The sequence below is a fragment of the Shimia abyssi genome, from assembly GCF_003014475.1.
Lineage (GTDB): Bacteria > Pseudomonadota > Alphaproteobacteria > Rhodobacterales > Rhodobacteraceae > Shimia > Shimia abyssi.
On the sequence record NZ_PYGJ01000006.1, the window covers coordinates 149,447 to 176,165 of the forward strand.

The 26,719-nt window shown below is 57.6% G+C and carries 22 protein-coding genes; 7 read left to right on the plus strand and 15 right to left on the minus strand.

The genetic code is table 11. The features are described from left to right. Window positions 1-278 precede the first annotated feature (278 nt). Window positions 279-515, plus strand: a complete 237-nt coding sequence (locus CLV88_RS11965) for a hypothetical protein (RefSeq protein ID WP_133169956.1) — start codon at window positions 279-281, stop codon at window positions 513-515. Here the strand turns inward: CLV88_RS11965 and CLV88_RS11970 are convergent. Both CLV88_RS11970 and CLV88_RS11975 read right to left on the minus strand, forming a co-directional pair. Beyond that, on the minus strand, window positions 512-1,234 hold the full coding sequence (locus CLV88_RS11970) for an RlmE family RNA methyltransferase (RefSeq protein WP_106608633.1): 723 nt from the start codon (window positions 1,232-1,234) through the stop codon (window positions 512-514). The two genes, CLV88_RS11965 and CLV88_RS11970, sit on opposite strands and share 4 nt — an antisense overlap. Window positions 1,235-1,298: 64 nt before the next feature. Beyond that, window positions 1,299-2,411, minus strand: a complete 1,113-nt coding sequence (locus CLV88_RS11975) for a Ppx/GppA phosphatase family protein (protein WP_106608679.1) — start codon at window positions 2,409-2,411, stop codon at window positions 1,299-1,301. A 181-nt stretch (window positions 2,412-2,592) separates the two neighbouring features. Between CLV88_RS11975 and CLV88_RS11980 the strand changes: the two genes are divergently transcribed. Beyond that, the gene (locus CLV88_RS11980) at window positions 2,593-4,476 is read left to right on the plus strand and encodes a PhoX family protein (RefSeq protein WP_106608634.1); all 1,884 of its coding nucleotides are present in this window, start codon (window positions 2,593-2,595) and stop codon (window positions 4,474-4,476) included. Window positions 4,477-4,625: 149 nt separating this feature from the next. Here CLV88_RS11980 and CLV88_RS11985 read toward each other — a convergent pair whose 3' ends face one another. From CLV88_RS11985 to CLV88_RS11995, 3 genes are read right to left on the minus strand one after another with little or no spacing between them, the layout of a single operon-like run. Then, window positions 4,626-5,972 carry a cytochrome P450 gene (locus CLV88_RS11985; RefSeq protein ID WP_106608635.1) on the minus strand — a complete coding sequence of 449 codons (1,347 nt, stop codon included), beginning with the start codon at window positions 5,970-5,972 and terminating at the stop codon, window positions 4,626-4,628. After that, window positions 5,969-7,183 carry an RBBP9/YdeN family alpha/beta hydrolase gene (locus CLV88_RS11990; protein ID WP_106608636.1) on the minus strand — a complete coding sequence of 405 codons (1,215 nt, stop codon included), beginning with the start codon at window positions 7,181-7,183 and terminating at the stop codon, window positions 5,969-5,971. Before CLV88_RS11990 ends, CLV88_RS11985 begins: the two co-directional genes overlap by 4 nt. A gap of 56 nt (window positions 7,184-7,239) precedes the next feature. Beyond that, complete coding sequence (locus CLV88_RS11995) at window positions 7,240-7,992, minus strand: cytochrome c biogenesis CcdA family protein (protein WP_106608637.1); 753 nt, start codon at window positions 7,990-7,992, stop codon at window positions 7,240-7,242. A 67-nt stretch (window positions 7,993-8,059) separates the two neighbouring features. Between CLV88_RS11995 and CLV88_RS12000 the strand changes: the two genes are divergently transcribed. Beyond that, the gene (locus CLV88_RS12000; protein ID WP_423827735.1) at window positions 8,060-8,317 is read left to right on the plus strand and encodes a sulfurtransferase TusA family protein; all 258 of its coding nucleotides are present in this window, start codon (window positions 8,060-8,062) and stop codon (window positions 8,315-8,317) included. 59 nt (window positions 8,318-8,376) lie between these two features. Here the strand turns inward: CLV88_RS12000 and CLV88_RS12005 are convergent, their stop codons facing one another. From CLV88_RS12005 to purC, 8 genes are all read right to left on the minus strand, one after another. Beyond that, on the minus strand, window positions 8,377-11,658 hold the full coding sequence (locus CLV88_RS12005; RefSeq protein ID WP_165798878.1) for an Rne/Rng family ribonuclease: 3,282 nt from the start codon (window positions 11,656-11,658) through the stop codon (window positions 8,377-8,379). A 443-nt stretch (window positions 11,659-12,101) separates the two neighbouring features. Beyond that, complete coding sequence (locus tag CLV88_RS12015; protein WP_106608639.1) at window positions 12,102-12,764, minus strand: HAD family hydrolase; 663 nt, start codon at window positions 12,762-12,764, stop codon at window positions 12,102-12,104. 122 nt (window positions 12,765-12,886) lie between these two features. Then, a complete protein-coding gene (locus CLV88_RS12020; RefSeq protein WP_106608640.1) occupies window positions 12,887-14,221 on the minus strand; it encodes a sigma-54-dependent transcriptional regulator in 1,335 nt (444 codons plus the stop codon). A gap of 4 nt (window positions 14,222-14,225) precedes the next feature. Then, a complete protein-coding gene (locus CLV88_RS12025; protein ID WP_106608641.1) occupies window positions 14,226-15,989 on the minus strand; it encodes a sensor histidine kinase in 1,764 nt (587 codons plus the stop codon). Between the two features lie 37 nt (window positions 15,990-16,026). Beyond that, a complete protein-coding gene (gene purQ / locus CLV88_RS12030) occupies window positions 16,027-16,695 on the minus strand; it encodes a phosphoribosylformylglycinamidine synthase subunit PurQ (protein WP_106608642.1) in 669 nt (222 codons plus the stop codon). An 85-nt stretch (window positions 16,696-16,780) separates the two neighbouring features. Beyond that, window positions 16,781-19,375 (minus strand): CHAT domain-containing tetratricopeptide repeat protein, encoded by a 2,595-nt coding sequence (locus CLV88_RS12035; protein ID WP_106608643.1) that lies wholly within the window; start codon window positions 19,373-19,375, stop codon window positions 16,781-16,783. Window positions 19,376-19,466: 91 nt separating this feature from the next. After that, entirely contained in the window at window positions 19,467-19,697 is a 231-nt protein-coding gene (purS, locus tag CLV88_RS12040; RefSeq protein ID WP_106608644.1) for a phosphoribosylformylglycinamidine synthase subunit PurS, read from the minus strand. Window positions 19,698-19,805: 108 nt separating this feature from the next. Further along, window positions 19,806-20,564 carry a phosphoribosylaminoimidazolesuccinocarboxamide synthase gene (gene purC, locus CLV88_RS12045; protein ID WP_106608681.1) on the minus strand — a complete coding sequence of 253 codons (759 nt, stop codon included), beginning with the start codon at window positions 20,562-20,564 and terminating at the stop codon, window positions 19,806-19,808. Window positions 20,565-20,722: 158 nt separating this feature from the next. Here purC and CLV88_RS12050 point away from each other — a divergent pair, with 158 nt between their 5' ends. The 3 genes from CLV88_RS12050 to bmt all read left to right on the plus strand — a co-directional run bounded on the left by CLV88_RS12050 (window position 20,723) and on the right by bmt (window position 24,246). Beyond that, window positions 20,723-21,037: a DUF1476 domain-containing protein gene (locus CLV88_RS12050; RefSeq protein WP_106608645.1), complete on the plus strand. Its 315-nt coding sequence runs from the start codon at window positions 20,723-20,725 to the stop codon at window positions 21,035-21,037. 181 nt (window positions 21,038-21,218) lie between these two features. Further along, window positions 21,219-23,135, plus strand: a complete 1,917-nt coding sequence (locus CLV88_RS12055; protein ID WP_106608646.1) for a phosphatidylglycerol lysyltransferase domain-containing protein — start codon at window positions 21,219-21,221, stop codon at window positions 23,133-23,135. A 94-nt stretch (window positions 23,136-23,229) separates the two neighbouring features. Then, entirely contained in the window at window positions 23,230-24,246 is a 1,017-nt protein-coding gene (bmt, locus tag CLV88_RS12060) for a betaine--homocysteine S-methyltransferase (protein ID WP_106608647.1), read from the plus strand. A gap of 7 nt (window positions 24,247-24,253) precedes the next feature. Here bmt and CLV88_RS12065 read toward each other — a convergent pair whose 3' ends face one another. Further along, window positions 24,254-25,192, minus strand: coding sequence for a LysR family transcriptional regulator (locus CLV88_RS12065; protein WP_106608648.1), 939 nt, complete (start codon window positions 25,190-25,192; stop codon window positions 24,254-24,256). Window positions 25,193-25,297: 105 nt separating this feature from the next. On the opposite strand from CLV88_RS12065, the gene CLV88_RS12070 reads away from it, so the two are divergent. Continuing rightward, window positions 25,298-25,573, plus strand: a complete 276-nt coding sequence (locus CLV88_RS12070) for a DUF4242 domain-containing protein (RefSeq protein WP_106608682.1) — start codon at window positions 25,298-25,300, stop codon at window positions 25,571-25,573. 19 nt (window positions 25,574-25,592) lie between these two features. On the opposite strand, the gene CLV88_RS12075 is transcribed toward CLV88_RS12070, so the two are convergent. Continuing rightward, entirely contained in the window at window positions 25,593-26,717 is a 1,125-nt protein-coding gene (locus CLV88_RS12075; protein WP_106608649.1) for a PA0069 family radical SAM protein, read from the minus strand. Window positions 26,718-26,719: the final 2 nt, after the last annotated feature.

Here is a 26,719-nt window from a genome sequence, read left to right on the forward strand (position 1 = left end):
CCGACCTAAGTTGTCCCCGTTAATCAAGCGGTGTTCCGGGGCATTTCTGCATGAACAAAACCAAGGGTTCACAAGGTGGAAAATCTCGTAAACTGATATGCTACGTCTTTACCAGGTTTTCTTGTGGTACGATCACTGCTCCCCGGCCGGACTTTTGCGCCGGCAAGGAAATGCAAATCTTTCGCCCTACCTGACACCACACTTGTCACCCTGCAAATCCCCAAAATCACCTTAATTCGGTAAAACTGCTGCCACCTCTGCACCGCAGGGTCACCTACGTGTCCCTATTGCTCGCAACCCACCTCGGGGACACGCTGCTAATGGAGCCTGCCTTGCAACATGTGCCGTCCAGCGCGCTGGTGCCGACCACGCGACACGCCCGCCTTTTTGAACTGATCCGTCAGGAAAACGTCGCCCATGACCGCGCCGCGCACGCGCCCGAGCGTGAGCCCAATACGCTGGTCACAGAGCACTTAAAGGCGCTGGCCACCGCCAGTCTGCGTCGCAAGGTTTAAGAGTTACCCCTAAACCCTTGCGCAACAACAAATTTCTCAGAACTATCCGAGCGTGACGCAGGCGGTTTTACATTGGAAACCTTGGTGAATTTCTGCTTAAGCAGTTTCTGCAATTCACCTTCTGCACCCCCAGCCAGAACCTTGGCAACAAACGTGCCCCCCTCGTCCAGCACATCAAACGAGAAATAGGCCGCCGCCTCGCAAAGTGACATGATTTTCAGGTGGTCGGTCTGCTTGTGACCCGAGCTTGACGCCGCCATGTCGCTCATCACAACATCCGCTTTGCCGCCTAGCCATTCCTTAACCTTGTCGTCCGCCCCGTCATCCATGAAATCCAATTGGTAAAGCTCGCATCCCGCGATCGCCTCGACCTCTTGCAAATCCACACCCAGAATGGTGCCAACCTTCTTGCCCGATTTCTCCCCCAGCGCGTTCACGCGCGGCACAGCCACCTGGCACCAGCCACCGGGCGCACAGCCAAGGTCGACCACCCGCGCACCGGGCACCAGAAACCGGAACTTGTCGTCCAGCTCCATGATCTTGAACGCCGCCCGCCCGCGATAGCCCTCGGCCTGCGCGCGCGCCACATAGGGGTCGTTCAACTGTCGCTGCAACCACAACGTCGAGCTCAGCTTGCGCCCGCGCGCAGTCTTGACCTTAACCGTCAGATCCCGCCGCCCACGTCCCGAAGTATTCTTACCGCTTGGTTTCTTCGCCATCATCTCACCCGTCGCGGCACCACATATGCGGGGCCGCCAATTCCAGTTTCCGCAGGCTATATCCTTAAAACGGACCGTCTTCCAGCACCCCATCGCGGCTCATTTGCGCATAGAGCAACCCTTCGCGCAGCCCGCGATCCGCGACTGACAACCGATCCGTCGGCCAGACCCGCAACAATGCCTGCAAAATCGCAGAGCCCGACATGATCAGCGCCTGACGATCCTGCCCGATCCGTGGATCCATCCGCCGCCCCTTGGGGCCCAGATCCAGATAGCCCCGGATCACCTTATCAATCTGCGCGCTGGTCATGCGCAATCCGTCCACCTTGGTCCGGTCATAGCGACGCAACCCCAGATGGCTCGCCGCCACCGTGGTCACCGTGCCGCTGGTGCCAACAATCTGAAACCCTTCGCTGGGCGGCAGATCTTTATAGGGCGCAAACTCAGCCAAATTCTCCTCAAAGAACCAGCTCATCAGCGCAAACCGCGCGGAATCATCCTCCACATCGCGGAACTGATCCCGCAATGTCGCCACGCCCAGCGGTACCGAAATCCAGTCCACCACCTTGGCCGCCGGAAACGGGCTATCGGTCTTCTGAAACCCGCTATGCAGGCGCATAATCGCGCGGGGCCGGTCCAGCTTGGGCACCTTGCTCAGATCAATCCACACAAGCTCGGTCGACCCGCCGCCAATATCTACCACCAACAGCTGTTCCGTCTTGGTGCTGACCAGCGGCGCACAGGAAATCACCGCCAACCGCGCCTCTTCCTCGGTCTCGATGATCTCAAGCTGAATGCCCGCTTCGCGCCGCACCTGCCGGATAAATTCTGCCGAGTTTTTCGCCCGTCGGCACGCCTCTGTCGCCACCAGCCGCATCCGCTGCACCTTGTGACGTTTGAGTTTCTGCTGACAAATTCGCAGCGCCTGAATGGTGCGCCGCATTGACCCCCGAGACAACCGCCCCGTGGACTCCAATCCTGACCCCAACTGGACAGATTTGGAAAAACTATCAACCACATGGAACTGATTGCCCTTTGGTTGGGCAATCAACATGCGGCAGCTATTTGTTCCCAGATCCAGCGCAGCATAAAGCGCACTGGGATCGGGCGGTTTTGGCGCGGGGCTTTCGACCGGTTTCAGGAATGCGCCCGCACCTTCGGGACGCTTGGGCGCCATCATTCACGCCCTTTCGATTATCGTGTTATATCAAACCTAGGGCCGCTCACATATTCGTGCAAGCGCTTTTACGATTTGCGTCACCATCAGTCACACGGTTGTCATAGAATCAGAGCAACTAGGCCGGGTTCCCAAAATTGGAACACATCAAATACTAGAATAGCCAGCTCTGGAGCGCGCAATGAAAGACGACCACAACCTCTCGTTTGACGACTACGATGAGGCCCACAACCCCCGCCCCGAAACAACCGACTTTGACCGTGTCGTCGAATCCGCGCTGTCGCGCCGCGGCTTCCTTGGCGGTGTACTCGCCATGGGCAGCTTCGCCACCCTGGGTGGCGCACTTGTGCCCCAATCCGCGCGTGCTGCCACCAGCCGTTTTGCTTATGACGCCATCCCAACATCCACCGCAGACGGCATTTCGCTTCCTGCGGGTTACAAGGCCGATATCGTTGTACGCTGGGGCGATCCCTTGTTCTCGGACGCGCCGGAATTTGACCACGCCACACGCGGCACCGCCGCCAGTCAGGAACGCGCCTTTGGCGACAACAATGACGGCATGGACATCTTCGCCTTTGAGGACAAAATGCTGCTGGTTGCCAATAACGAATACACCAACCGCTCCATCCTGTCCGTCACCGGTGAAAACCGTCTCGAAGATCAGGACGAGATCGCCAAGGGCATGATGGCCCATGGTGTATCGGTCATGGAAGTCGCCCAAGTGAACGGCGCTTGGGCCGTTGTCAAAAACAGCCCCTATAACCGTCGCATCACGCCCCAGACCGACATGGCCCTAACCGGCCCGGCAGCAGGTCACGACCTCATAAAAACCGATGCAGATCCCACCGGCACCATGACCAAAGGCACCTGGAACAACTGCGGCAATGGCCAGACCCCGTGGGGCACTTATCTGGCGTGCGAGGAAAACTTCAACGGTTACTTCTCTGCCGCTGACGAAGCGCACGAAGTGTCGGCCGAGCTAAAGCGTTACGGCGTCTCTTCCAAGGACTGGGGCTATAGCTGGGCCAAGATCGACGACCGTTTCGACGTCGCCAAAAACCCCAATGAACCCAACCGTGCCGGTTATGTCGTTGAAATCGACCCAACTGATCCCACCTCGACCCCACGCAAGCTGACCGCTCTGGGACGTTTCAAGCACGAAAATGCCGAAGTTGTGGTCAACAATGACGGCCGCATCGTGGTTTACATGGGCGACGATGAGCGCGGCGAATTCATGTATCGCTTTGTCTCCGATGGTGTTTATGCACCGGGCGCCGACACAAACGAACTGTTGGAAAAAGGCACCCTGTCTGTGGCCAAGTTCAACGACAACGGCACTGGCGAATGGCTTGACCTGACCCCGGAAACAACAGGCATGGCTTCATCTGCGGAAATCTGTGTCTACGCCCGTCTGGCCGGTTCTACCGTGGGTGCAACCACCATGGACCGCCCCGAATGGATCACCGCCAACCCGAACAAAGCGGAAATCTATTGCGCGCTGACAAACAACAAGAACCGCGGCGTCAAAACCAATGCCGGAGGTGATGAAACACCTGTTGGTGGTCCAAACCCACGCGAGGCTAACAAATACGGTCAGATCGTGCGCTGGTGGCCTGAAAACGCCGACCACGCCGCATCTGGCTTCACTTGGGATCTTTATGTTCTGGCCGGCAACCCGGTTGTGCACTCCGATGACAAGGCAGGATCTGAGAACGTCACGGCCAACAACATGTTCAACTCGCCCGATGGCATCAAGTTCGACGGCAACGGCCTGTTGTGGATCCAGACCGATGGCAACTATGGTAACGAAGGCGACTTCGAAGGCCACGGCAACAATCAGATGCTTGCGGGCGACCCAGCCACGGGCGAAATCCGCCGCTTCCTGGTCGGTCCAAACGAATGCGAAGTCACCGGCCTCACATGGTCGCCAGATCGTCGCACCATGTTTGTCGGCATCCAGCACCCCGGCGAATACGGCAACAGCAGCTGGCCCGAAGGTGGTACCTCGGTTCCACGTTCAGCCATCATCGCCGTCACCCGCGAAGACGGCGGTTTGGTTGGATAAAGTGGACATTTAGCTGCCGCGAAATCTCTGAAATAAACAAATGCCCGGCATCCTGTGCCGGGCATTTTTCCTGCCCGCTCCGCGCGAATATGTAACTGACGCGACACCGACGTAATACCGACGCAATACCGACGTTGCATTTTGCCCGTTTATCGCCGCTCCAGCCGAAGCCGAATTCCATCCTTGGACCGCACCGTCAAATAGGCAACCGGCACCGGCGCTGGTCCCACCGGCACCACCCGAAACCGTCGCAATATCATCGACAGGATCAGCGGCCCCTCGACCATCGCAAACCCCGCGCCCGTGCACACACGTGAACCTGAAGAAAACGGCATAAACGCTTCTCGCATACAGGTTTTTCCGTTCTCAGTGTGCCATCTATTTGGGTCAAACCCATCCGGATTATCCCACAATCGCTCATGTCGATGCAGGTGCCATGGCGACAAAACCATCTGCGCACCGGGTTTGATATCGCGATCGCGAAACCGTTCCGGACAGGTCGATTCCCGCACCATCATCGGCACTGGCGGGTATAATCTCAACGTTTCGCGAAACACATCCCGGCTGATTTTCAACCGGCTAATTTTCGAGAAATCTTCATCTAAATCAATCGCTTCCGCCGCGATCTTCTCCTGCCATTCGGGGAACAATGCCACCAAATACAGCGCCCATGCCAGCGCCGAAGCACTGGTCTCATGCCCCGCCAGAAAAAAGATCGCAACCTGATCCACCATCTCCTCAGACGTGAATTTTTCACCCGTCTTTGGATCATGCGTGGTCATAATCTTAGTTGCCAGATCGTCAGGCGCACTCCCGTCCTCAATGGCCCGCATCCGTTCATCAGTCAGCCGCGTGATCAGATCTCGAATGGCCTTGGCAGTGGCCTTGGTATCTTTGCGAAAGAACCGCGGCATCCAACGGGGCAGTGGCAGAAATGCCGCCAGATTGAGGATCGGCTGACTACGTTGATAAGTGCGAAACTGGTCAAAAACCTGGGCCGCGATTTCATGCTCAATTGGGATTGAAAACAAAGTTCGGAAAATCACATCCGCCGCCGCGTGACTGGTTTCCCCTTCGATTTCAACAACTTCCCCATCGTACTTCTCTAGCCGCGCTACCGCCGCTTCGCTGGCTGCCCACATCGCCGGAAATGTATCGCGCAGCCGTCCGCCCTCAAACGCCGGGTCAATAATCCGCCGTTGCCGCTTCCATGTCTCCCCATTTGTCAGGAACACAGACTCCCCCAAAAGCGGACGCAACCCTTCGCCGATCCGATCCGATTTCGGGAAATCATCCGGCCGTTCCTTTAGAACCGTCTTCACCAGATCCGGCTGGTTCAACATGTATGACCGGAAAAACGGCGTGCGGAACTCGGCCATCCATGCCCGATAAAGCCGAGCAGGTTGCGCCGACAGGATGTCCTTGCGAAACAGCTTGGCATATTGACGAAGCGAAACCTTATCCGCTCGCGACGGCGGTTTAGGTGGCAAGGTCATGGTGATAATTCACTGAATTTATTAACTGTTTTCTCAATTCTGGACTTCGACGCACTGCGCCCTGAAAACCGTTCCCCCAATGTTTGCGACCCGGCGGTAATTCGAAAATAGTCGTAATCACCGGGGCGATCAAACGCGCACAGATACTGAAAATGCAGCCGAAAAAACCGCCAACGTAGCTCGGCCCACCGCTCCGGACTCAGAGTTTTGGTGAAAGCCGCCGAAATCACCAGCGGCCACCGTTTCCCTTCCGGCTCCTTCACGGAAACCGACACCGGATCGCACAACGCAAAGGCACAGCCATCACCCGGCGCGGTTACATCAACCCACGTAACCTCTTGTCGTGTTGATAAAAATGCCAGATCACTGCGCAGTCGATACGCCTCGGGCAGGAACGTGACCATCGGCACCACTTGCCCCAATGACAACAGCGAAAGCGCTGGTCTCCCCTCAGGCACTCGGCCATCGCGGATCAAATCCGACAGGATCGACACCGCCAGATGCGCACCGCAGGAATGACCCACAAGCAGCACCTCGTCCACGTCATCTTCCAACGCAGCGGCCACTCGCTCCCCAAACTCCGCCAACCGCGCCTCGAGTTCAGGATGATATGTTCCCTTGAACGCCGCCTGATACGCATAATCATGTAACAAGTAATAGGCGTAGAATACGTTGTCCTTCTTGCGGATCCACATGAGGATCGCAGGCACCACCGCCAGCCCGATCAGCCCCATCCACGCCGGAAGAAACAACGCGACCGCCTTGGCAATCCACCACGCCAGCAACAGCGCCAACGCTAATGTACCAACCATAAAGAACAACGGATAAAGTGCCGCAATGACGGGCCCTTTGCGCAATCGCATCAACCGCGCCATCGACCCGCTACCAATATAAATCCACGCCGTGCGCGCCAGCTGCATGTAGGTGGCAAAAATGCTCTGCTCCATGCTAGAGCGCACAATATCCGACCAGAACAAAACCTCTACGTCGACTTCGGTCTCTGTCCCGTCTATGGCGGCATTCACATGCCAGCCATACGGCCCAGACCCCGGCTTTTTCGCAGCCAAAGCAATATCGTAACCGGAAATCTCAGCCTGCGCTGCGCCCTCCTTGCGGTACAGCTCGCGGTAGCGGCGCGGATGAATGGGGTCATAGCCGGGAATGTAAAACACCCGGCGCCGTTTTACGGAAATTTGCCCGTTCTTGCCCATTTGCCTGCCCTTTCTGTGCTGGCAGACTACCCTTAATCTGGGGCAAGATTATGCCGCTAACCGAGCGTTGCCAAGGCCGGGAATGTCTCAAGCAGCCAAAAGCTGAAGGTTGAGAACGCGCCCGTCACCAGCATCACGCCAACAAACAGCAGCAACCCACCCATAATCTTCTCGATCAGACCCATATGGCGCTTGAGCTTGTTCATAACACCCATTGCGCGCGTCAGGAACATCGCAGCCAACAGAAACGGTATTCCAAGCCCGGCAGCATAGACACCCAGCAGCAATGTGCCACGCGCCACAGACGCCTCTCCGGCAGCTAGCGACAGGATCGCACCCAACTGGGGGCCAATGCAGGGTGTCCAGCCAAAGGCAAAGGCCAGACCCAAGATGTAAGCGCCAAAGACCGACCCACCAGAATCGCCCGCCTCAATCCGGGCCTCGCGATCCAGAAATGGAATGCGGAACACGCCCAGGAAATGCAAGCCAAACACGATCACCACAACACCTGAGATTTGCGCGAAAAGTGTCTGGTTTTGCAGAAAAAAAGCGCCAAACGCGGATGCCGTAAACCCAAGAAACAGGAACACGGTCGACAGCCCCATGACAAAGAACAACGCCGCCAAAATAGCCTTGCGGCGGGCGGCCTGCTCATCGGTCAGCTCCGACATGCTCATACCGCTCATATAAGCCAGATAGGGCGGTACAATTGGTAGAACACAGGGCGACAAAAAAGAGATCACACCAGCAAACAGCGCAACCACCATGGCAGGGATCAGGCCTGCGTCTATGATATCGATTCCGAACATGCCTTTCCCTTAGCGCATTGCTTCGGCCTCGTCACCGACCTTGTCGGTCACGCGAGTACACATCCCTGTGGACAAGCCATTTTCGCGCGAATATGTCATTGACATGGATCACGAAATCGACGCCCGTGGCTTGCTCTGCCCCCTGCCCGTCCTGCGCCTGCGCAAACGCATGATGCCGCTGCCCAGTGGCACGCGCATCCGTCTGGTGGCCGATGATCCCGCTGCCATCGTCGACGTTCCGCATTTCTGTAATGAAGCCGGACATACGCTAATCGGGATGAGCGAAGAGAGCGGACAGCTGATCTTTACTGTTGAGAAAGCCTAGAATTTTGCACGCTTCAAAATGAAAACGCCGGGGACATGCCCCGGCGCCTGATCTCGTTCTTAGCGACCCATCGACCACCAGCCGCGCTTTTTCGGCTTGGGTGGTTCTGCCGGTGCCTCAGGCTCTGGTGCAGCCTCAGCCACGGTTTCCAAAACAGGCTCCGCTTCCGGGGCCGCGTCTTCGACCAGAGTTTCCTCTGCCTGAATCTCCTCCACCGGAGCATCCGGAGCCAAATCCTCAGTCACAGATTCTGCAACGGTTTCAGCCATCGGCTCTGCTTCGACGGTCTCCTCGACCACTGGCTCAACAATTGGCTCAGCAACCGGTTCGGCATCCGCCTCTGCGGCCACTGCTTCAACCGGTTCCGCCGCAGGCTCAGCCACAGGCGCTTCTGCCGTTTCAGCCGAAGTTTCCGCTTCGCCTACTTCACCCTCACGAGGTTTCTTGGACCGAGACCGGCTGCGCGAACGGCGTGATCGCTTGGGCTTGTCCTCGCTCTTTTCTTCACCACTCTGTTCAGATGCCTCAGACGCTTCCGCAGGCGCGTCTGCAAGCTTGGCATCGCCAGTCTCCGCATCCGTCTCAGACCCGCTATCTGAACCGAACTCTGATCCATTTTCCTGATCGCCCGACGATTTTCCCCGACGACGACGACGACGACGGCGCTTTTTGGGCTTTGCCTCTTCTTCGACAGCCTCTGGCGTGGGTTCCGGCGCAGCTTCGACAGTTTCCAACTCGTCAATCTCATCCATGATCGACGTATCAACTGACACAACCGGCGTCGTCACTTCGGCAACGACGCGGGTCGCTGTCTTGAACTTTTCAAGCGTAAAGTCGGGCGACACCAGATGCGGTTCGCCTTCGATCCGCACCGACAGGCCATAGCGCCCTTCGATCTGGGCCACATGTTCGCGTTTCTGGTTCATGATGTAGTTGGCGATCGCCACCGGACATTTCACCAGAACCTCACGGCTGCGACGACGTGTGCCTTCTTCCTCGATCTGACGCAGGATCGACAGCGCAAGGTTGTCATCCGACCGGATCAGGCCAGTACCATGACAGGCCGGACACGGCTGCGTCGTGGCCTCAATCATGCCGGGGCGCAAACGCTGGCGGCTCATTTCCATCAGGCCAAAGCCGCTGATCCGTCCCACCTGAATGCGGGCGCGATCAGTCTTGAGCTTGTCCTTCATGCGCTTTTCGACGGCGGCGTTGTTCTTGCGCTCGTCCATGTCGATAAAGTCGATCACGATCAGACCGGCAAGGTCACGCAAACGCAGCTGGCGCGCCACTTCTTCAGCGGCCTCCAGGTTCGTCTTGAGCGCAGTATCTTCGATCGAGCCTTCCTTGGTAGCCCGACCAGAGTTCACATCAATGGCCACGAGCGCTTCGGTCACACCAATCACGATATACCCGCCCGACTTGAGCTGGACCGTCGGGTTGAACATGCCCGACAGATAGGTTTCCACCTGATAGCGCGCAAATAGCGGCAGCGCTTCGGTATAGTGTTTCACATTCTTGGCATGGGACGGCATGATCATTTTCATGAAGTCCTTGGCGATGCGATAGCCGCGTTCGCCTTCCACATGCACTTCGTCAATCTCACGGTTATATAGGTCGCGGATCGACCGTTTTATCAGATCGCCTTCTTCATAGATCTTTGCGGGCGCGATGGATTTCAACGTCAGCTCGCGGATCTGCTCCCACATGCGTTTGAGATAGTCATAATCGCGCTTGATCTCGGTCTTGGTGCGCTTGGCACCTGCCGTGCGCACGATCAGGCCGGCGCCTTGCGGCACTTCAATCTCGCCTGCAATTTCCTTAAGCTTTTTGCGGTCGGCGGCATTGGTGATCTTGCGCGAAATGCCACCACCGCGTGCCGTGTTTGGCATCAGCACGCAATAACGACCGGCCAGCGACAGGTATGTCGTCAGCGCAGCACCCTTGTTGCCGCGTTCTTCCTTGACCACCTGCACCAGCATGATCTGGCGCACCTTGATCACTTCCTGGATTTTGTAGCGGCGCGGGCGGGGTTTGCGCGGAGGACGGATATCCTCGCTGTCATCTTCATCGGCAACCGACTCGATGCTCTCGTCCTTGGCCGACGCTTTGGAGCCCTTGGCGCGCGGTTCGTCATCCGCTTCCGGGGCTTCGGTGCCATCGTCCTCGATATCGTTATCCGCGTCGGCGCTATCTGCTTCAGATGCCTCTGCTTCTTTCGCTGGTGCGTCCTCTGCTTTTGCTGCCTCAGCAGTTTCCTCCACTGCCGGGGCGTCCGCTACCGGGGTTTCTTCAGCAGGTGCTTCCACTGCCGGGGTTTCTTCGACAACCGGAGCGTCTTCTGTCTGGGCTTCTTCCACCGGCTCAGCGTCAGCCGCGCCGTCTTCCGCAGATGCATCTTCGCTCGAAACATCCTTCGAGACGGCCTCGCCACCTTCGGTAACGGTCTCTTCGCCTGTTTCCGGGTCCTTTGTCGCCACCGGATCATCAGAGTCGGTGTTGGCCGCGATGGTTTTCCCACCTTCAGGCGTATCGTCGCCGTCACTTGCTGGCACCGTGTCTTCAGCCTCTTTAACCGCAATAGCATCGTCTTGCGATTCGTCGCCTGACGCCTCACTCACATCTGCCGCGACTTCTTCCTTCGGTGTCTCGGTTACAGGTGCTTCATCTGGTGCATCGGCAGCGGCATTCTCTGGTTCTTCTTGCGGAGCATCTTCTTCAACTGGCTGTGCGTCTGTTTCGGCTTCCTCTCCCGCTTCTGTGGGTTCCTCAACCGGTGTTTCCGTCACCAATTCCATAGGCGACAGGCCTTCGGCATCTTCCGAATCCACATCTCCCAGATCAATGGTTTCCATACCCGAGATGTTTTGCGCCTCAGCAACGTCAACATCCTGAGGTGTCTCGATCACATCAGCAGTCTGTTCTGCATTTGTGTCCGCCACAACCTCGGTTGCTGCCCCGTCTTTTGGCTTCTTCGAACGAGAGCGAGACCGGGATCGCAAGCGCGATTTGGGTTTTTCGTCTTCTTCGTCACGCGCCTTCATCGCCTCGGCATAGGCGCGTTCTTCTTCCAACAGCGCTTCACGGTCTGCGACAGGGATCTGATAGTAATCGGGGTGAATTTCCGAAAACGCCAGGAAACCATGACGGTTTCCGCCATAATCAACAAAAGCTGCCTGCAAAGACGGCTCGACGCGCGTCACTTTGGCGAGATAGATGTTTCCTGCTAGTTGGCGTTTATTTTCAGATTCAAAGTCGAATTCCTCAACCTTGTTTCCGTCGACCACCACAACGCGGGTCTCTTCCGCGTGGGTGGCATCAATGAGCATTTTCTTAGCCATGTTATCCGTATGCACCTGCGCAATCGTCCGCGCCCCGGTGGGGCGTTGAGGAGGTTTTGCGTGGGGTGTCTTGTCTGTGCGAAGCAATGCGCGCGACCGAGTGGGCCGCGTACGGCCTCTGCTCGGTCTGTCAATCTGTTCGCGCGCTTCATCGCGTTTCTTCTCCGACGCAGCCAACCCGGAAATCCCGTGGATCTGCGCCTGTTACATGCCCTCCGACGTGCGGATCGGGCGTCTCTCTGTCCCTGCAACCGCAAGGACATAATCGGTCTGAAACAGCGCCCGGCCTTGTGGCCCTCGGCGTACCGCTTCAGCGAAACTCATCTGGTCAGGCGCTAACATGCCTACCATATGTCTACATAAGACCAGCGAGGGACAAATTACAATGGGGAAACGTTACGGCGCCGATGAACCGCCCGCAAAGCGGGGTGCCTGTCCAAAGATCAAGCCCAAAGACCGAGCCGGTCAAGCGCTGCGCGCAAGTCTGGGACAACCTCTTGTCCCAAATCAGGAAATGGCTGTTCGGGTGGGCGCAGGTCTGGTATTTGAAATCCACGACATCCGGCCGCTCTTGCTGCGGTAATGCCCGCATCACTATCCTCAAATGCGATACAATCCGCAGGGTGCACATTCAACGCCTCAGCCGCCTGAATATAGGGGGCCGGGTCTGGTTTGTTCGCACGCACTTCGTCGCCTGCCCGTACATGAACAAGCATCGCCAGCAACCCTGCTTTTTCCAGCTTTCTACGCGCAAGAACACCTTTGGTAGACGTGACAACCGCCATCCGCCCACCCAACATGTGCAAGTGGCGCACAACTTCCATGGCATGTGGCCTCAGCGGGATACCCTTTTGCGATTGGACGTCATATCGATTGCGAAACTCAGCCAAAAACCAGTCCTGTTTGACTTCTTTCGGCAGGAAATCAACAAGACGCCTGTCCGTTTCTGCGCTGGACGTGCCAACAAGGTTCAGAAAAAATACGGTCGACGCCTCGTGATCCAGAGCCAACCCATCGGTTAACTCGAGAAAGACCTTCATCATCACGCGCTCAGAGTCGAGCAGCAAACCATCCATATCAAACAAGAATGCAGCAGGCAGTGTCATCGCGCGGGCCTCCTGATGGCGGTGCAACCTACCTGCTCCAATGACAAACAAGGCAGTGGAACTCAATCCCACGACCCTGTTTTGTCAGTCACGTTTTCCTACATGGCGAAATCTAATTAGATTTAGAGGTAATCCGCGCGTTGCAGGCCATATTTGGCCATCTTCTCGTTCAACGTCCGACGCGGCAGGCAAAGCTCCTCCATGACATTGGCTATCGATCCGCGATGGCGGCGCATGGTGTTGTCGATCAGCATCCGCTCAAATGCCTCGACATATTCCTTCAGCGGCTTGCCCTCGGTGGTCATAACCGGCTGCATTTCCTCGTGATCCGACATAAGCAGCGACGCAATTGTACCGCCGCCACGACGCGATTGCAGCACCGCTCGTTCTGCAAGATTGATCAACTGACGCACGTTGCCCGGCCATGGCGCCTGCAACAGCTGTGCGGCCTCTTGTGCGCTGACCTGCGGTGCTTCACAGCCGTATTCATCGGCAAACTGCTCGCTCAACCTCGTAAATAGCGTCAGGATGTCCTCGCCCCGTTGGCGCAAAGGTGGCACCGTGATGCGCAGAGCCGCCAACCGGTAGTACAAATCAGACCGCAGAGCATCTTCGCAGGTGCGGTCCTGTTCCTGCATATTGCAAATCGCCACGATCCGCGTTTCTGACGGGGTGCCCTGCTCGTTGATCACGTTTAGCAACTTCGCCTGCAACCCGTCGCTCAGCGTCTCGATGTCTTCCAGCAACAGCGTGCCGCCGCGCGCTTCCTCAACGGCGGGCAACTGGCTGTCCTCAGGCATCATTGGCCCAAACAACCGTCGCGACAGCGCATCTTCTTCAAACGCGCCACAGCTTACCAGCACAAACTTCTTGCCCGCACGGCTGCCAACCGCGTGCAGCGCATGGGCAACAAGCGTTTTGCCCGTGCCGGTTTCCCCATCGATCAGCACATGCCCGTCAGCCTGCCCTAGATCAAGAATGTCTTCCTTAAGACGTTCCATCACCGGGCTGGCCCCAATCAGTTTCTTGATGATCTGCCCGCCATCGCTCAGCTCGCGCCGCAACGCACGGTTGTCCAGCGTCAAACGACGCATCGACGTGGCCTTCTTGGCCAGCTGCGTCATGCGATCCGGGTTAAACGGCTTTTCAAGGAAATCATACGCACCAACACGCATTGCCTCGACTGCCATGGGCACATCACCATGCCCCGTGATCATGATCACCGGCAAGGCGCTGTCGGCCCCCATCAGCTTTTTCAGGAACTGCATCCCGTCCATACCCGGCATCCGGATATCGGTGATTACAATCCCCGGATAATCCGCTCCCAGCCCCTTAAGCGCATCTTCAGCGCTCGCAAATGTCTCGGTGTCATAACCGGACAAGGCCAGCCACTGGCTGATCGATTGACGCATATCCTGTTCATCATCGACAATGGCGATCTTCATACCCTGAGCCACACGTTTACTCCGCTGCTTCTACATCTTCATTCAAAATGGGCAGCTGCACTTCGAAAACAGCCCCCCTGTCATGCCCATTGCGCGCCGTCAGGCGCCCGCCAAGATCGTTTACAATCCCCGACGAAATCGCGAGGCCAAGCCCAACACCGTCGCCGGGCTGCTTGGTGGTGAAAAACGGCTCGAACAATTCGTCCAGATTCTCAATACCCGGACCATTGTCGCGCACCGTAAGGATCGCGGTCTCACCAGCGGCCAAAATTACGTCAATCTCGGGATCATCCAAGCCTTCGGTCGCATCCAGCGCGTTGCGCAGCAGGTTGATCATCACCTGTTCAATGCGCACCCGGTCTCCCATCACGCTCACCGGCGCTTCGGGAACGATCCGGCTGATCTGAACGTGACGCTGGCGCAATTGCGGTTCCATCATCGACAAGGCTGACGCCAGCGCACCGCCCATATCAACCGGCGCAAAATCGTCACCACCCTTGCGTGCATATGATTTCAACTGCTTGGTGATCGCGCCCATGCGTTCGATCAGATCGTCTATCCGCTGAAACGAAGACAGCGCCTCGTCCGGGCGGTTGCGTCGCAATAACAGCCCGGCTCCCGCCAGATAGGTTTTCATCGCCGCCAGCGGCTGGTTCAACTCGTGGCTCACCGCCGCCGACATCTCGCCCAAGGCTGCCAGCTTGGAACTCTGCGCAAGGCTCTGCTCAGCGACTTCGAGGCTCTGCTGCATCCGCTCGCGTTCGGCAATTTCTCGCTGCAAACGCATGTTCAGCGCGCGAAGCTCTACCGATTCTCGCTGGAACAACGCCATGCGGACCGCGCTTTTACGACTCAGCAGGTAAAAGGCCAGCGCCAACAGAATGGCGAATCCCATGATCTCCAACGCAAGAACCGCGTTCACCTTTTCGCGCACACTGTTGTAGCTGGTGAACGACGTCATGCGCCAACCCCGAAACGGAATACGCACATCCTTGCGCATCACCGCTTCGCCCTGAAAATAGGTATCCCCCGGCAATTGCGCCCAGTCCGCCGTTGCCTGAATCGCCCGCTCAATTGCGCCCTGTGCCGGCTGGCGCACCAATGCCGCCTCTTCAGTCAACCCGCGCCAGCGCGGTTCCGAGGCCAACATACTCGTGCCCTGACTGTCCGAAACATAGACCGCATCTGAAATACCGGCCCAAGCCCTTTCAAACTTGTGCAGATCCACCTCAACCACAATCACACCGATCGATTGGCTCTGATCATCTATGCGCCGCGAATAGGTGAACCGATTGCTGCCTGTTGCGTCTTCGGAGACAAAAAACAACGTCGCGTTCGACCTCAACGCCTCAACAAAAAAGCTCTCACTACGGTAATTTGTGCCTAATCGCGTGCGGTCCGTCGCTGCCACTGCGCGCCCGCCTTCGTCCAGCAACACCAGCGACGCCGCGCCGATCTCTTCGACAAAGGAAATCAGACGTGCTGTTGATTGCGAAAAGTCGCCCGTGGTCAGCGCGCCAATCAATTCCGGGTCTTTTGCCAGCAACTGGGGCACAATCGCATTGCGCCGCAATTCCGACAATAGGTTCCCCGAATAAAGCGCCAGCCGCAGCTCGGCCCGATTACTGGTGTTCTGCGTAAAACGATCCGTCAACAGGCTGTTGGTGATCCAGATCGTCAGCCCTGCCAGCACGCACAGGACCGTCAACGCCAACCGCGCGCGCCAACTGGCAGCGCTGGGACGGGGCAGGTCCGGATCTTGTGTGGAGGGTGCAGTCATGGCGCCAAGGTTACGCGCCCCTGCCTCGTGCCTCAAGTCAGGCAGTGGCCAACTGGTCCATCAACGAGCGGAACATTGCCACCCCGTCGGTGCCGCCATGCCCATCATCCGCCGCCCGCTCTGGGTGCGGCATCATGCCCAGGACCCGACCGTTCTTGGAAACGACACCCGCAATATCCGCAACCGAGCCATTAGGGTTATCGGTATAAGTGAACGCAATCCGTCCCTCATCGCGCAGCTGCGCCAGCTTTTCGTCGGTCACAAAATAGTTGCCATCATGGTGCGCGATTGGAATGTCGATCACCTGACCGGTTTCATATCCGCCCGTAAACGCGGTGTCGCTGTTTTCCACCTTAAGCCCAACAGTCCGGCAAATATACTTCAGCCCCGCATTGCGACGCAGCGCACCGGGCAGAATGCCCGTCTCAGCCAGCACTTGAAATCCGTTGCAAACACCAAGTGCGTAACCACCGCGCTCGGTATGGGCGATCAGCGACTTACAGATCGGCGAATTGGCTGCAATCGCACCACAGCGCAGATAATCGCCAAACGAGAAACCGCCGGGCACGCCCACAATGTCCAACCCTTCGGGCAGGTCGGTGTCTTTGTGCCAGACCATGGTCACATCCATGCCCGCGCGCTCAAACGCCACGGCAAGGTCACGGTCACAGTTTGATCCGGGAAATACGATGACAGCTGCGCGCATTATGGCTCTCCTAGGTCTCTGCCACAAACCGGTGGCTGATTTGCGCCTCCCCTAGCCCATCTGGCCCGCGCAATCCACCCCGAAATCAGAGCCAATTGCCCATCAGCACAAATGCCGACCAGAAATAGGGATGGGCAAAACCGATGTCGCCAAAATCCTCATCCATTGCTTCGGCCGCCCGCGTCGCCCCCGTGCCGGTGGCATCACCGTTCAACATCGCTACCTGTGCACGGCGCAGCGCCTCGGCCTTGTCAAACCCGTCATCGATCATACCGCGATAAAAATCCTGCATCAGGATCGGCGTCGCCGCATCCGCCACTGGCCATAGCGACGCCATCACAGCACTCGCGCCGTTCAACTGCGCCGTCGCGCCAAACCCATCAATCTCGGACCCATCTCCGCCCCGCGCCGTCTGACAGGCCGACAAGGTCAGCAGATCGACACCGCGAAACCGGAATGCCCGCTTTTCGCGGATCTCACTTAGGCTCAGGTGGCTACCATCCCCCAACAAAAGAAAGGAGTCGTCCTCTTGACCCGGCATCAAGGCAAAGTGACTGGCAATGTGCAAAATCCCCGGTTTGCGCGCCAAAACCTTGCGCAGTGACCGCGTATCAAACCCTTCGTCCAGCACCGCATCGCCTAGCAATACGCCCTGCCCATCACTGGCCGCAAAAATCGTTTCGATCTCATTGGCGACACCTGGCAACGGTGAAAACCCCGGATGGGCCTGCGTCACGCCAAACCCGGCGGCCTTGTCCGCATCCCGCGCACCACGGCCAAACTGTGTTGGCACCGCGGGTGAATACAGCGAAAATGCAAAGCGTTCTACCAGATACCCTTCGCCATCATGTAATGCTGCAAAGGGCACATAACGCAAGAACCCCTCAAGGTTCAGCATAACCACCTCAACTTGGGCATCTTCCAGCGCATTGCGCACCGGGGCGAACACTTGATCGTGCAACAGCCCCAACGCCGCCTCGGCCTCCGGGCTTTGCTCTTCGATCAGCTGCAACGCCTCCAGCACCTGCCGCGCCAGAGTTCCCTTGGTCACAGCCACCTCTTCGTGCAGCGTCACTCCTGGCAGTGTCAGGAACAGATGCACCGCTTCATCCAACGCTGCCACCTGCAATATGGCCGTTGACCGGTCCAACCCAGCCAGCACATCCTGATAAGCCCCAACCGCGTCAAACTGTTGCTCCAATCCAGCGCGCTCAGCCTCGTCCTCGACCTGAACCAGAAACGCCTCCACCGCCGCATCAAACTGTTCCGTTGCTACCTGCAACGCGTCTTCCAACAGGAACAGCTGATCCTCTTCGGCCTCGGTTGCCGTTCCGTTGTCCAGCTTGGTGTAAAGCGCGCGCAGCTCCTGTTCGGCCTCGATCGGAATCCCCGCCAGCGCAGCCAGCTTGGCCTCCGCGCTCAATTCCTCATCGGTCAGAATGGCCCTCGTGCTCTCCAGCCCCGCATCGCCATCGCGGCGCAGAAACTCAAAAACCTCTTCCTCCTTTTCCATGTTCAAAACGGCCTGTGCCTCGCTGATGCGCCCCGCTTCAATCAACAAATCCGCCAGATCCCGATAAAGTCGGCGCCACTCGGCCCGCAACGCCTCGGTGCCGCTGTCACTCAGCGACGCATTACGCGCCCGCAGCTCCTGTTGCGCGTTTACCGCCATCTTGCCAAAGAATATCGCCCGCTCGCGCTGCCCCTTGGCCGCGAAAGCGCGCGAGAACATTTCGAACATCCATCTCTGATCGCCAAGGGATTGAACGCGATTAGCGGCGATATAAGGCATGGCCGACATGCCCCACTGTATCGCCTCGTCATAGCGACCCTCTTCGGAAATCACGATACCAATATTCATCCGCGCCTTGCCGGTTGTGTCGGCCAATGGCCCGTCCATCTCTTCAATCACCGGCAGGGCGCGCTTGATCCAGGCTTCGGCGGATTGATATTCCTTCAGCTTCCAATAAGTCACGCCAACATTATTGGCGACATAGGCCGCCGAAATCGCCGCCCTCGGATGGTCAACTGCCTCAAACAGCTCCAGCGCATCTTCGTAAACGCCAATCGCCTCGCGAAAGCGTTTCAACCCATCCAGCCCCACACCCTCGTTCAGCAACGTATTTGCGACCGAAAATTCCATTTCCGGCATCTTGCCGATATTGGCCCGATACAATCGCCGCGCCAGACCCAGATACGGCAGGCTATCGCCATGGCGCTCCAGCGCTTGCAGCGCAATCGCCATATCCTCGTAACACAAGGCAAGCTGCACCTCGTTCTCGGGCGAGGTCAGATTAGGCAGCACAATACGGATACACCGGCTCAGCCAATTCAACGCATCAGCGTGATCCGAAATATTCGACAGCGATTGCCCGATCTGGCGCGCGGCATAAGCGGCATAAACCTGTTCTTCGTCCGTGCCATTGCGCCAGCCTTCATAGGCAATTTCCAAATACGGCAAAACCGCGCGGATGGTCGCTTCGCTCATGCGCGAATTAAGAAAGATCGGATACACATAGCTATACGCGGCATAAGGATCACCCGCATCCGCCGCCGCGCGATGGCTCTCATCGGCCAGCGCCAAAGGGTTGTGCTGCGCATCCTGCGCCCGCACAAAAGGCGCCGCGCCAAACAGCGCAACACCCAGAAACACAAGAACCAATCCGGCATGCCGGATCATGAAACGACCCCCAAGCCCTTTGAAAACAGTTCAAAGGCTAGGGCGTCGCCCCAATTCTTGCAACCCGGTCTTGCAACAAAAAGATCAAATATCAGCCAAGTTCGACGCGATAACTCTCGATGACCGTGTTGGCCAACAGCTTCTCGCACATCTCGTTCACTGTCGCCTCGGTCGTGCCCTCAGCCAGATCCAGCTCAATCACCTTGCCCTGACGCACGCCCTCGACGCCATCAAACCCAAGGCTCCCGAGCGCGTGACGCACAGCCTCGCCCTGCGGGTCCAGAACACCATTTTTCAACATCACGTACACACGTGCTTTCATTTTCTGTCTCTCCGGATAGAAGACAAAGCCGCACCCCGGCTTCATCTCGCCAAAAATACTTACTGCACACCATGTGCCAATTGGCACACCGCCTGCGTCCCCAGCGCCTTAGTTCACCAAAGTCGGCTTAGGATGTCCGCCCGTTTTGGGAAGGACACCCAAACGCCGCGCCACTTCGGCATAGGCATCTGTCAGGCTGCCCAGATCTCGGCGGAACACGTCTTTGTCCAGCTTCTGGTTGGTCTCAATGTCCCACAAACGACAGCTGTCAGGGCTAATCTCATCGGCCACAACCAAACGCTGGAAGTCGCCTTCATAGACACGGCCAATCTCGATCTTGAAATCGATCAGCTTGATCCCGACACCAAACATCACACCCGACATAAAGTCATTCACCCGCAGCGCGAGGCCCAGAATGTCATCCATATCCTGCTGGCTCGCCCAGCCAAAAGCCGCGATATGCTCTTCTGATACCAGCGGATCACCAAGGCTGTCATCCTTGTAGCAATATTCCACGATCGGGCGTGGCAATTGCGTACCTTCTTCGATCCCCAATCGTTTGCTCATCGTGCCAGCGGCAAAGTTGCGCACGATCACTTCCAGCGGAATAATCTCACAGGACCGCACCAGCTGCTCGCGCATGTTCAGTCGTTTTAGAAAATGAGTCGGTACGCCAATCTGCGTCAGACCGGTCATGAAATACTCGCTCAGGCGGTTGTTCAACACGCCCTTGCCATCAATCACGTCTTTCTTTTCGGCGTTAAACGCGGTCGCGTCATCCTTGAAATACTGCACAATCGTGCCCGGCTCGGGGCCTTCGAACAGGATTTTGGCTTTGCCTTCATAGATTTTTTTGCCGCGCGCCATGGCTGTCATTCCTTCTCACCCGGGAGTGAGTCCCGGAAAACATGCGCCCTCTTACTGGATGGGCGCCATTGTCGCAAGCGCACCAGCCCCCCTTGCGGCATCTGCTTGCAAAGGGCATATCTGATGTAACAGAAACACCTGCAAGGGACCTCAGGACCATGACCACCTTTGACGACCGCGAAAACGCTTTCGAAAACAAATTTGCCCATGACGAGGAAATGAAATTCAAAGCAGAAGCACGCTGCAACAAGCTGCTGGGCCTCTGGGTGGCCGAACAGCTTGGCAAAACCGGCGACGACGCAGATGCCTATGCCAAAACCGTCGTGATAGCAGATTTCGAAGAAGCCGGGCACGAGGATGTTATCCGCAAAGTGGCAGGCGACCTTGATGGCAAGGTCGACGGCGACGTGATCCGGGCCAAACGCGCTGAATTTCTGGCAATGGCGCGCGAACAGTTGATGAACGAAACCTGATCGTTTCTCCGACAGGCTGACATACAAAACGCGCAGGCTCCGGCCCGCGCGTTTTTTTGTTCAACCAACGGCATCAACACCCTGACCCAAATGGGTTTATTTATGTTCAATTGTCTCTGTTAAGGGCCTCGAAACCCTGACGTCCCAAACTGATCCTCGGGTTCGGAGTTGGGAGACATCCATGAATATACCATCCGCTGGTCGCGCAATGGCGCGCCCCGGCCGCCGCATTATTGGTGCCGCGCGCCTTGTTTGGCCTCTGATCCTTGGGGGGATTTGCTGCGTCATACTGATGCGACAACTTGACGGGCTGAACATCGCAACTGTCACGCACAGCCTTGCCCAAGTACCGCCCTTGCATTGGCTTGGCGCAATCCTCTGTACTTGTCTCAGTTTTCTGGCCGTTGCGCGCTATGACGTGATTGCACTGCGCCATTTCGGGCTCTCCCGCGCGCAGGGGCGCGCTATGTATACCGGCGCGATTGCCATTGCGCTGGGTCAAACGCTGGGTGCTGGGCCCCTCGTGGGCAGCTTTGTGCGCTGGCGGCTGATGCCCGACCTGTCAATTGCGCAGGCCGCCCGGGTTTCAGCGTTTGTTGCTCTCACCTTTTTGGGCGCGCTGGCAGTGGTGATCTCGGTATGCGTGATGTTTCAACCTGTTCGCCTCGTGCCTGACCTCGTGGTCTGGGCCATTCTCGGCGCTGCCCTGTTCTTGATCGGACGTGCCATGATCACCCCAACATTGCGCCTTAGAAACCTGTTAATCCAGCTTCCCACCCTGCCCGCGATTGCCGCCATCCTCGCCTATTGCCTGCTCGATACAGTCTTTGCAGCACTTGCGCTGCACCTCCTTATGCCCGCCACACTTGATTTATCCTTCGCAACCTTGCTGCCCGTCTTCCTGATCGCACTTGGCGCCGCGATCCTCAGCGGCACGCCCGGCGGCGTCGGCCCGTTTGAGCTGAGCATGATTGCGCTCTTGCCCGCCGTGCCAGCACCAGAGGTTATGGCCGGCATCCTCGGCTTTCGCGCCATTTATTATGCGCTGCCAGCATTGTTGGCAGGGGTTACCTTGCTGATCAATCTTACCGGAAAACGCACAACGCAACCGCACGCCGCTCAACCAGAGCAGCAAACTTTTCTTGGTGACATCTCAAAGTTTACGCCAGGCCGCGCCGAACTTGGTGTACTGGCACAAAGTCAGGGCACCATGTTTCGCCACCACAACGGCACTTGCGGCGTGTTGCGCACCACCCAGACACTCACAATGCTTTTTGACCCCTGCATTGGCACCTTGGACAAACTTTGCGCGCCACTGCAAACCGCTGCGCGCGCTCAAAACCGCGTGCCATGCGCCTATAAAATTTCCGCCCGACAGGCCGCGCTGGCCCGCACGGCAGCGTGGTCTGTGATCCATATCGCCGACGAGGCATTTGTTGACCCCAACCGGCACAGCCTGACCGGCCCGCCTTATCGGCAATTGCGCCGCAAACTGCGCCATGCACAAAAGGCAGGCGTCGAACCTGTCCGCGTTCGCGGGCCGCTTCCCTTTGGTGAAATGCAGCGGGTCTCACTGCTGTGGGAGGCGCGCCATGGTATTGCGCGCGGCTTGACAATGGGACGGCTTGAAAAGGGTTACGTTGCGCGCCAGCGTGTCTATTGCGCCTATATTGGCGCTCGCCTCCTCGGCTTTGTCAGCTTTCATACATCCGAACCTGAATGGTGCCTCGACCTGATCCGCGTGGTTCCTGATGCGCCGGACGGTACCACCCACCTACTCGTTCAAAGCGCCATCTCAGACGCCGCAATGCTGGCCATACCACGTGTGTCGCTTGCCGCCGCTCCGGCGCGCCCGTCCGAAGCCAAGTCAGTCAAAAACACCGTCCGAAAACAAGTGTTTACGCGCGGCGGCGGCCCCGGATTGAGACAGTTCAAGTCCTGTTTTGCCCCGCGCTGGGCACCTCTTTACATGGCGGCACCGACCAATCTGCATCTGGTCAGCGCCATCGCTGATCTGTCGCTGGCCGTCCACCGTCCGACCCAGCTGGTCGCGACCACCACTCCACCGCAAACGTGCCAACATGCGCAAAACTCATAATCATTCTGCGGAATATGCATTTGCCTTCACAATCCCCCCGTGCGAAACGGCGATCCTAAAACAATAATCCCCACGAAATTCCGAGGAGCGCGCTATGACCAATGCACTGTCCAAATTGTTGGAAACCCGCGATTGGCTTTTGGCCGACGGCGCGACCGGAACCAACCTGTTCAACATGGGTCTCAGCTCGGGTGATGCGCCCGAAATGTGGAATGACGAACAGCCCGAAAAGATCAAAAAACTCTATAAACTTGCCGTAGATGCAGGGTCTGATATTTTCCTGACCAACTCCTTTGGTGGCAATAGCGCGCGCTTGAAACTGCACAATGCAGCCAACCGCGCCCATGAACTTTCGCGCAAATCGGCCGAACTTGGACGCGAAGTGGCTGACGCTGCTGGTCGCCCTGTCATCGTGGCCGGGTCGGTCGGCCCAACCGGTGAAATCATGGAACCCGTCGGTTCCCTCAGCCACGCCGACGCTGTCGAAATCTTCCACGAACAGGCCGAAGGCCTTAAGGAAGGTGGCGCCGACGTGTTGTGGCTTGAAACAATCTCCGCACCCGAAGAATACCGTGCCGCCGCCGAAGCTTTTGCCCGCGCCGACATGCCTTGGTGCGGCACGATGAGCTTTGACACCGCCGGTCGTACCATGATGGGTGTGACATCCGCCGATATGGTACAAATGGTTCAGGATCTGCCCAACCCGCCCATGGGATTTGGTGCAAACTGCGGCACCGGCTCTGCTGATCTGCTGCGCACCGTTCTGGGCTTCTCCGCCCAAGGCACCGAAACTCCGATCATTGCCAAGGGCAACGCGGGCATTCCAAAATATGTCGATGGCCACATTCATTATGATGGCACGCCAGAATTGATGGCAGACTATGCGGTTATGGCACGCGATTGCGGCGCGACCATTATCGGCGGCTGCTGTGGCACTATGGCCGAACACCTGTCTTCGATGCGGGATGCGCTGGAAAACCGCCCACGTGGTGTGCGCCCAAGTCTCGAACAGATCACCGCATCTCTGGGCGCGTTTTCATCTGCCAATGACGGCACCGGCGACGATGTTGCCCCTGTGCGCGAACGCCGCCGGTCCCGCCGCCGCGGATAATCTTGCGTCAGCAGGCCCACTCAAAAACGTCCTGCATCACGCGCCTGTCCGCGCGAGATTGCTCTGTTATCCAATCAATAAACTGACGCTGCAACGGACCGTGATGCCGGTCTCTCGGCCAGATTAGCTTGTGCCAATATTGACCCGTCACATGGGTTTTTGGGCCAAATGGCATCACCAAACGCCCCTCCGAAAGTTCGTGAAACATTTCGGATATCCCACCCAGAACCAATCCCATACCAGACGACGCAACGCGCAAGCCGCTTCCAGACAAGGTAAAATGAGCCTCCTTCGCATCACCTAGTGCGATACCAGTACGCAGGCTCCATTGGTCCCAGTTGCACCAATCGGGATCAGACGTGGGGACGTCGATATGTGCAACTGGAATACCGTCCAAAGTCTCACACCCCGGGCGCAACCCATACCGTTTCGCAAAGCTCGGGGTGCATACCGGCACAACTCCGCTAGGTAACAACGTAACTTGGCCATACGCCGGACCCGCTTCGCCCATGTATCGGATCGCAAAGTCGAACCCACATTGCGCCAGATCCACAACATCCCAGCTTGTATCCAGTCGCAAATCAACACCAGAAAGACGCGCCATCAGGCTTGGCATGTGACGCGGCAACCAGTTCTCGGCAAAGGTCTGCGTGACCGCTAGGGCAATCCGGCGGCCACGCGCATTAACGGACAAGGTATCCTGAACATTAGCGATGGCGTGCATCGCGTCGCTCAGGCGGCCCGCAACGTCACGTGTCTGCGCCAATGGCACCAGCCCTCGCCCCTCTCTGCGAAACAATGGCCGGTCCAAACGGCGTTCCAGCTCACGAATACGCGCGCCGATCGCTGCGGTGGTCACACCTTGTTCTTGCGCCGCTTCGGACACGCTCCCAAGACGCAAAACAGCCTCAACCGCGCGCCATGCATTTAGATGTGACACCTTCATCGAAACAAGGTTTTCTTTCCAAAGAGAAACGTAAACTGACGAGAATGTCCTGCAAATATACGCTAAAAAGATTCATTACCGAAAGTTTTTCTTATGGAGTTTAACATGCAGAAATACATCATCGAACGCGACCTACCCGGCATTGGCGATATGACACAAGCCGAACTCTGTGGCGCAGCAGGCAAATCCAATGACGTTCTGGCTCGGCTTTCTCCCAACATTCAGTGGCAGCATTCTTATGTCGCGGGCAACAAAACGTTCTGCGTCTACCTCGCGAAGAGCGAAGCGGACATTCGCAAACATGCCGAACTCAGCGGGTTTCCGGCTACCACAATCACGCCAGTCAAAACTATGATCGATCCAACAACCGCCAACGCCTGAATGCGCCATCTGGCTTACGTCAGTCGAACAAACTCGGCTGTTGCGCTGTCCCAAGCGGCGGCGCAAACAGATCGCACCGCATACGCGGCATGTCTCGCGCCAGACCAAACCGGCGCTGTGCCAGCTTGACCCGGTGGGCGATCATCTCGGCATAGTGCCCCTCGCCGCGCATCCGCCGCCCAAACTGGGCGTCATAATCCTGCCCGCCATGCATCTCTCGCACCCGCGCCATGACCCGCGCCGCCCGGTCTGGAAAATGGCTCTCCAGCCATTCCTGAAACAGCTCCGACACCTCCAGCGGCAATCGCAGCATGATCCAATTCATCGCCTGCGCGCCAGCCTCGGCGCTCGCGCCAACAATTGCCTCGACCTCATGATCCGTGATCGACGGCACGACCGGCGACATCATAAGACGCACAGGAACACCTGCCTCACTCAACTTGCGCATTGTCGCCAAACGTCGCGACGGCATTGGCACTCGGGGTTCCATCAGGCGCGACAAACGATTGTCCAGCGTCGTCACCGACACGCCCACCTGCACCAATCCCAAATCTGCCATCTCGGACAGGATGTCGAGATCGCGCTCGATCAATGTACCTTTGGTGGTGATCTGTACCGGATGGCGAAAGTCGCGCAGCACCTGCAACACTTGCCGCATAATCTCGTGATCCCGCTCAAGCGGTTGATAAGGATCGGTATTTGTGCCCAACGCAATTGGCGCCACGCGATACCCTTTGCGCCTCAGCTCGCGCGCCAGAACCTCTGGCGCGTTCGGTTTGGCCACCAGCCGTGTCTCAAAATCCAACCCCGCCGAATAGCCAAGATAGCTATGCGTCGGGCGCGCGAAACAATAAATGCACCCGTGTTCGCACCCGCGATAAGGGTTGACCGACCGATCAAATGGCAGGTCCGGCGAGGTATTGCGCGAGATCACGCTGCGCGGTTCTTCCAACGCGACGCTGGTGCGAAACACTGCGCGCTCCTCGGCCATGTCCCAACCGTCGTTCTCTTCGACTCGCTGCAAATCGTAACGCGAGGCGCGATTGCTGATTGCCGCGCGCCCTCGACGTCGTTCAGGATCGATGCGTTGGCCCCGTTCGTCACCCGCTCCGACGTCTATTTCGTTGATTTCATTGCGCTCCATAC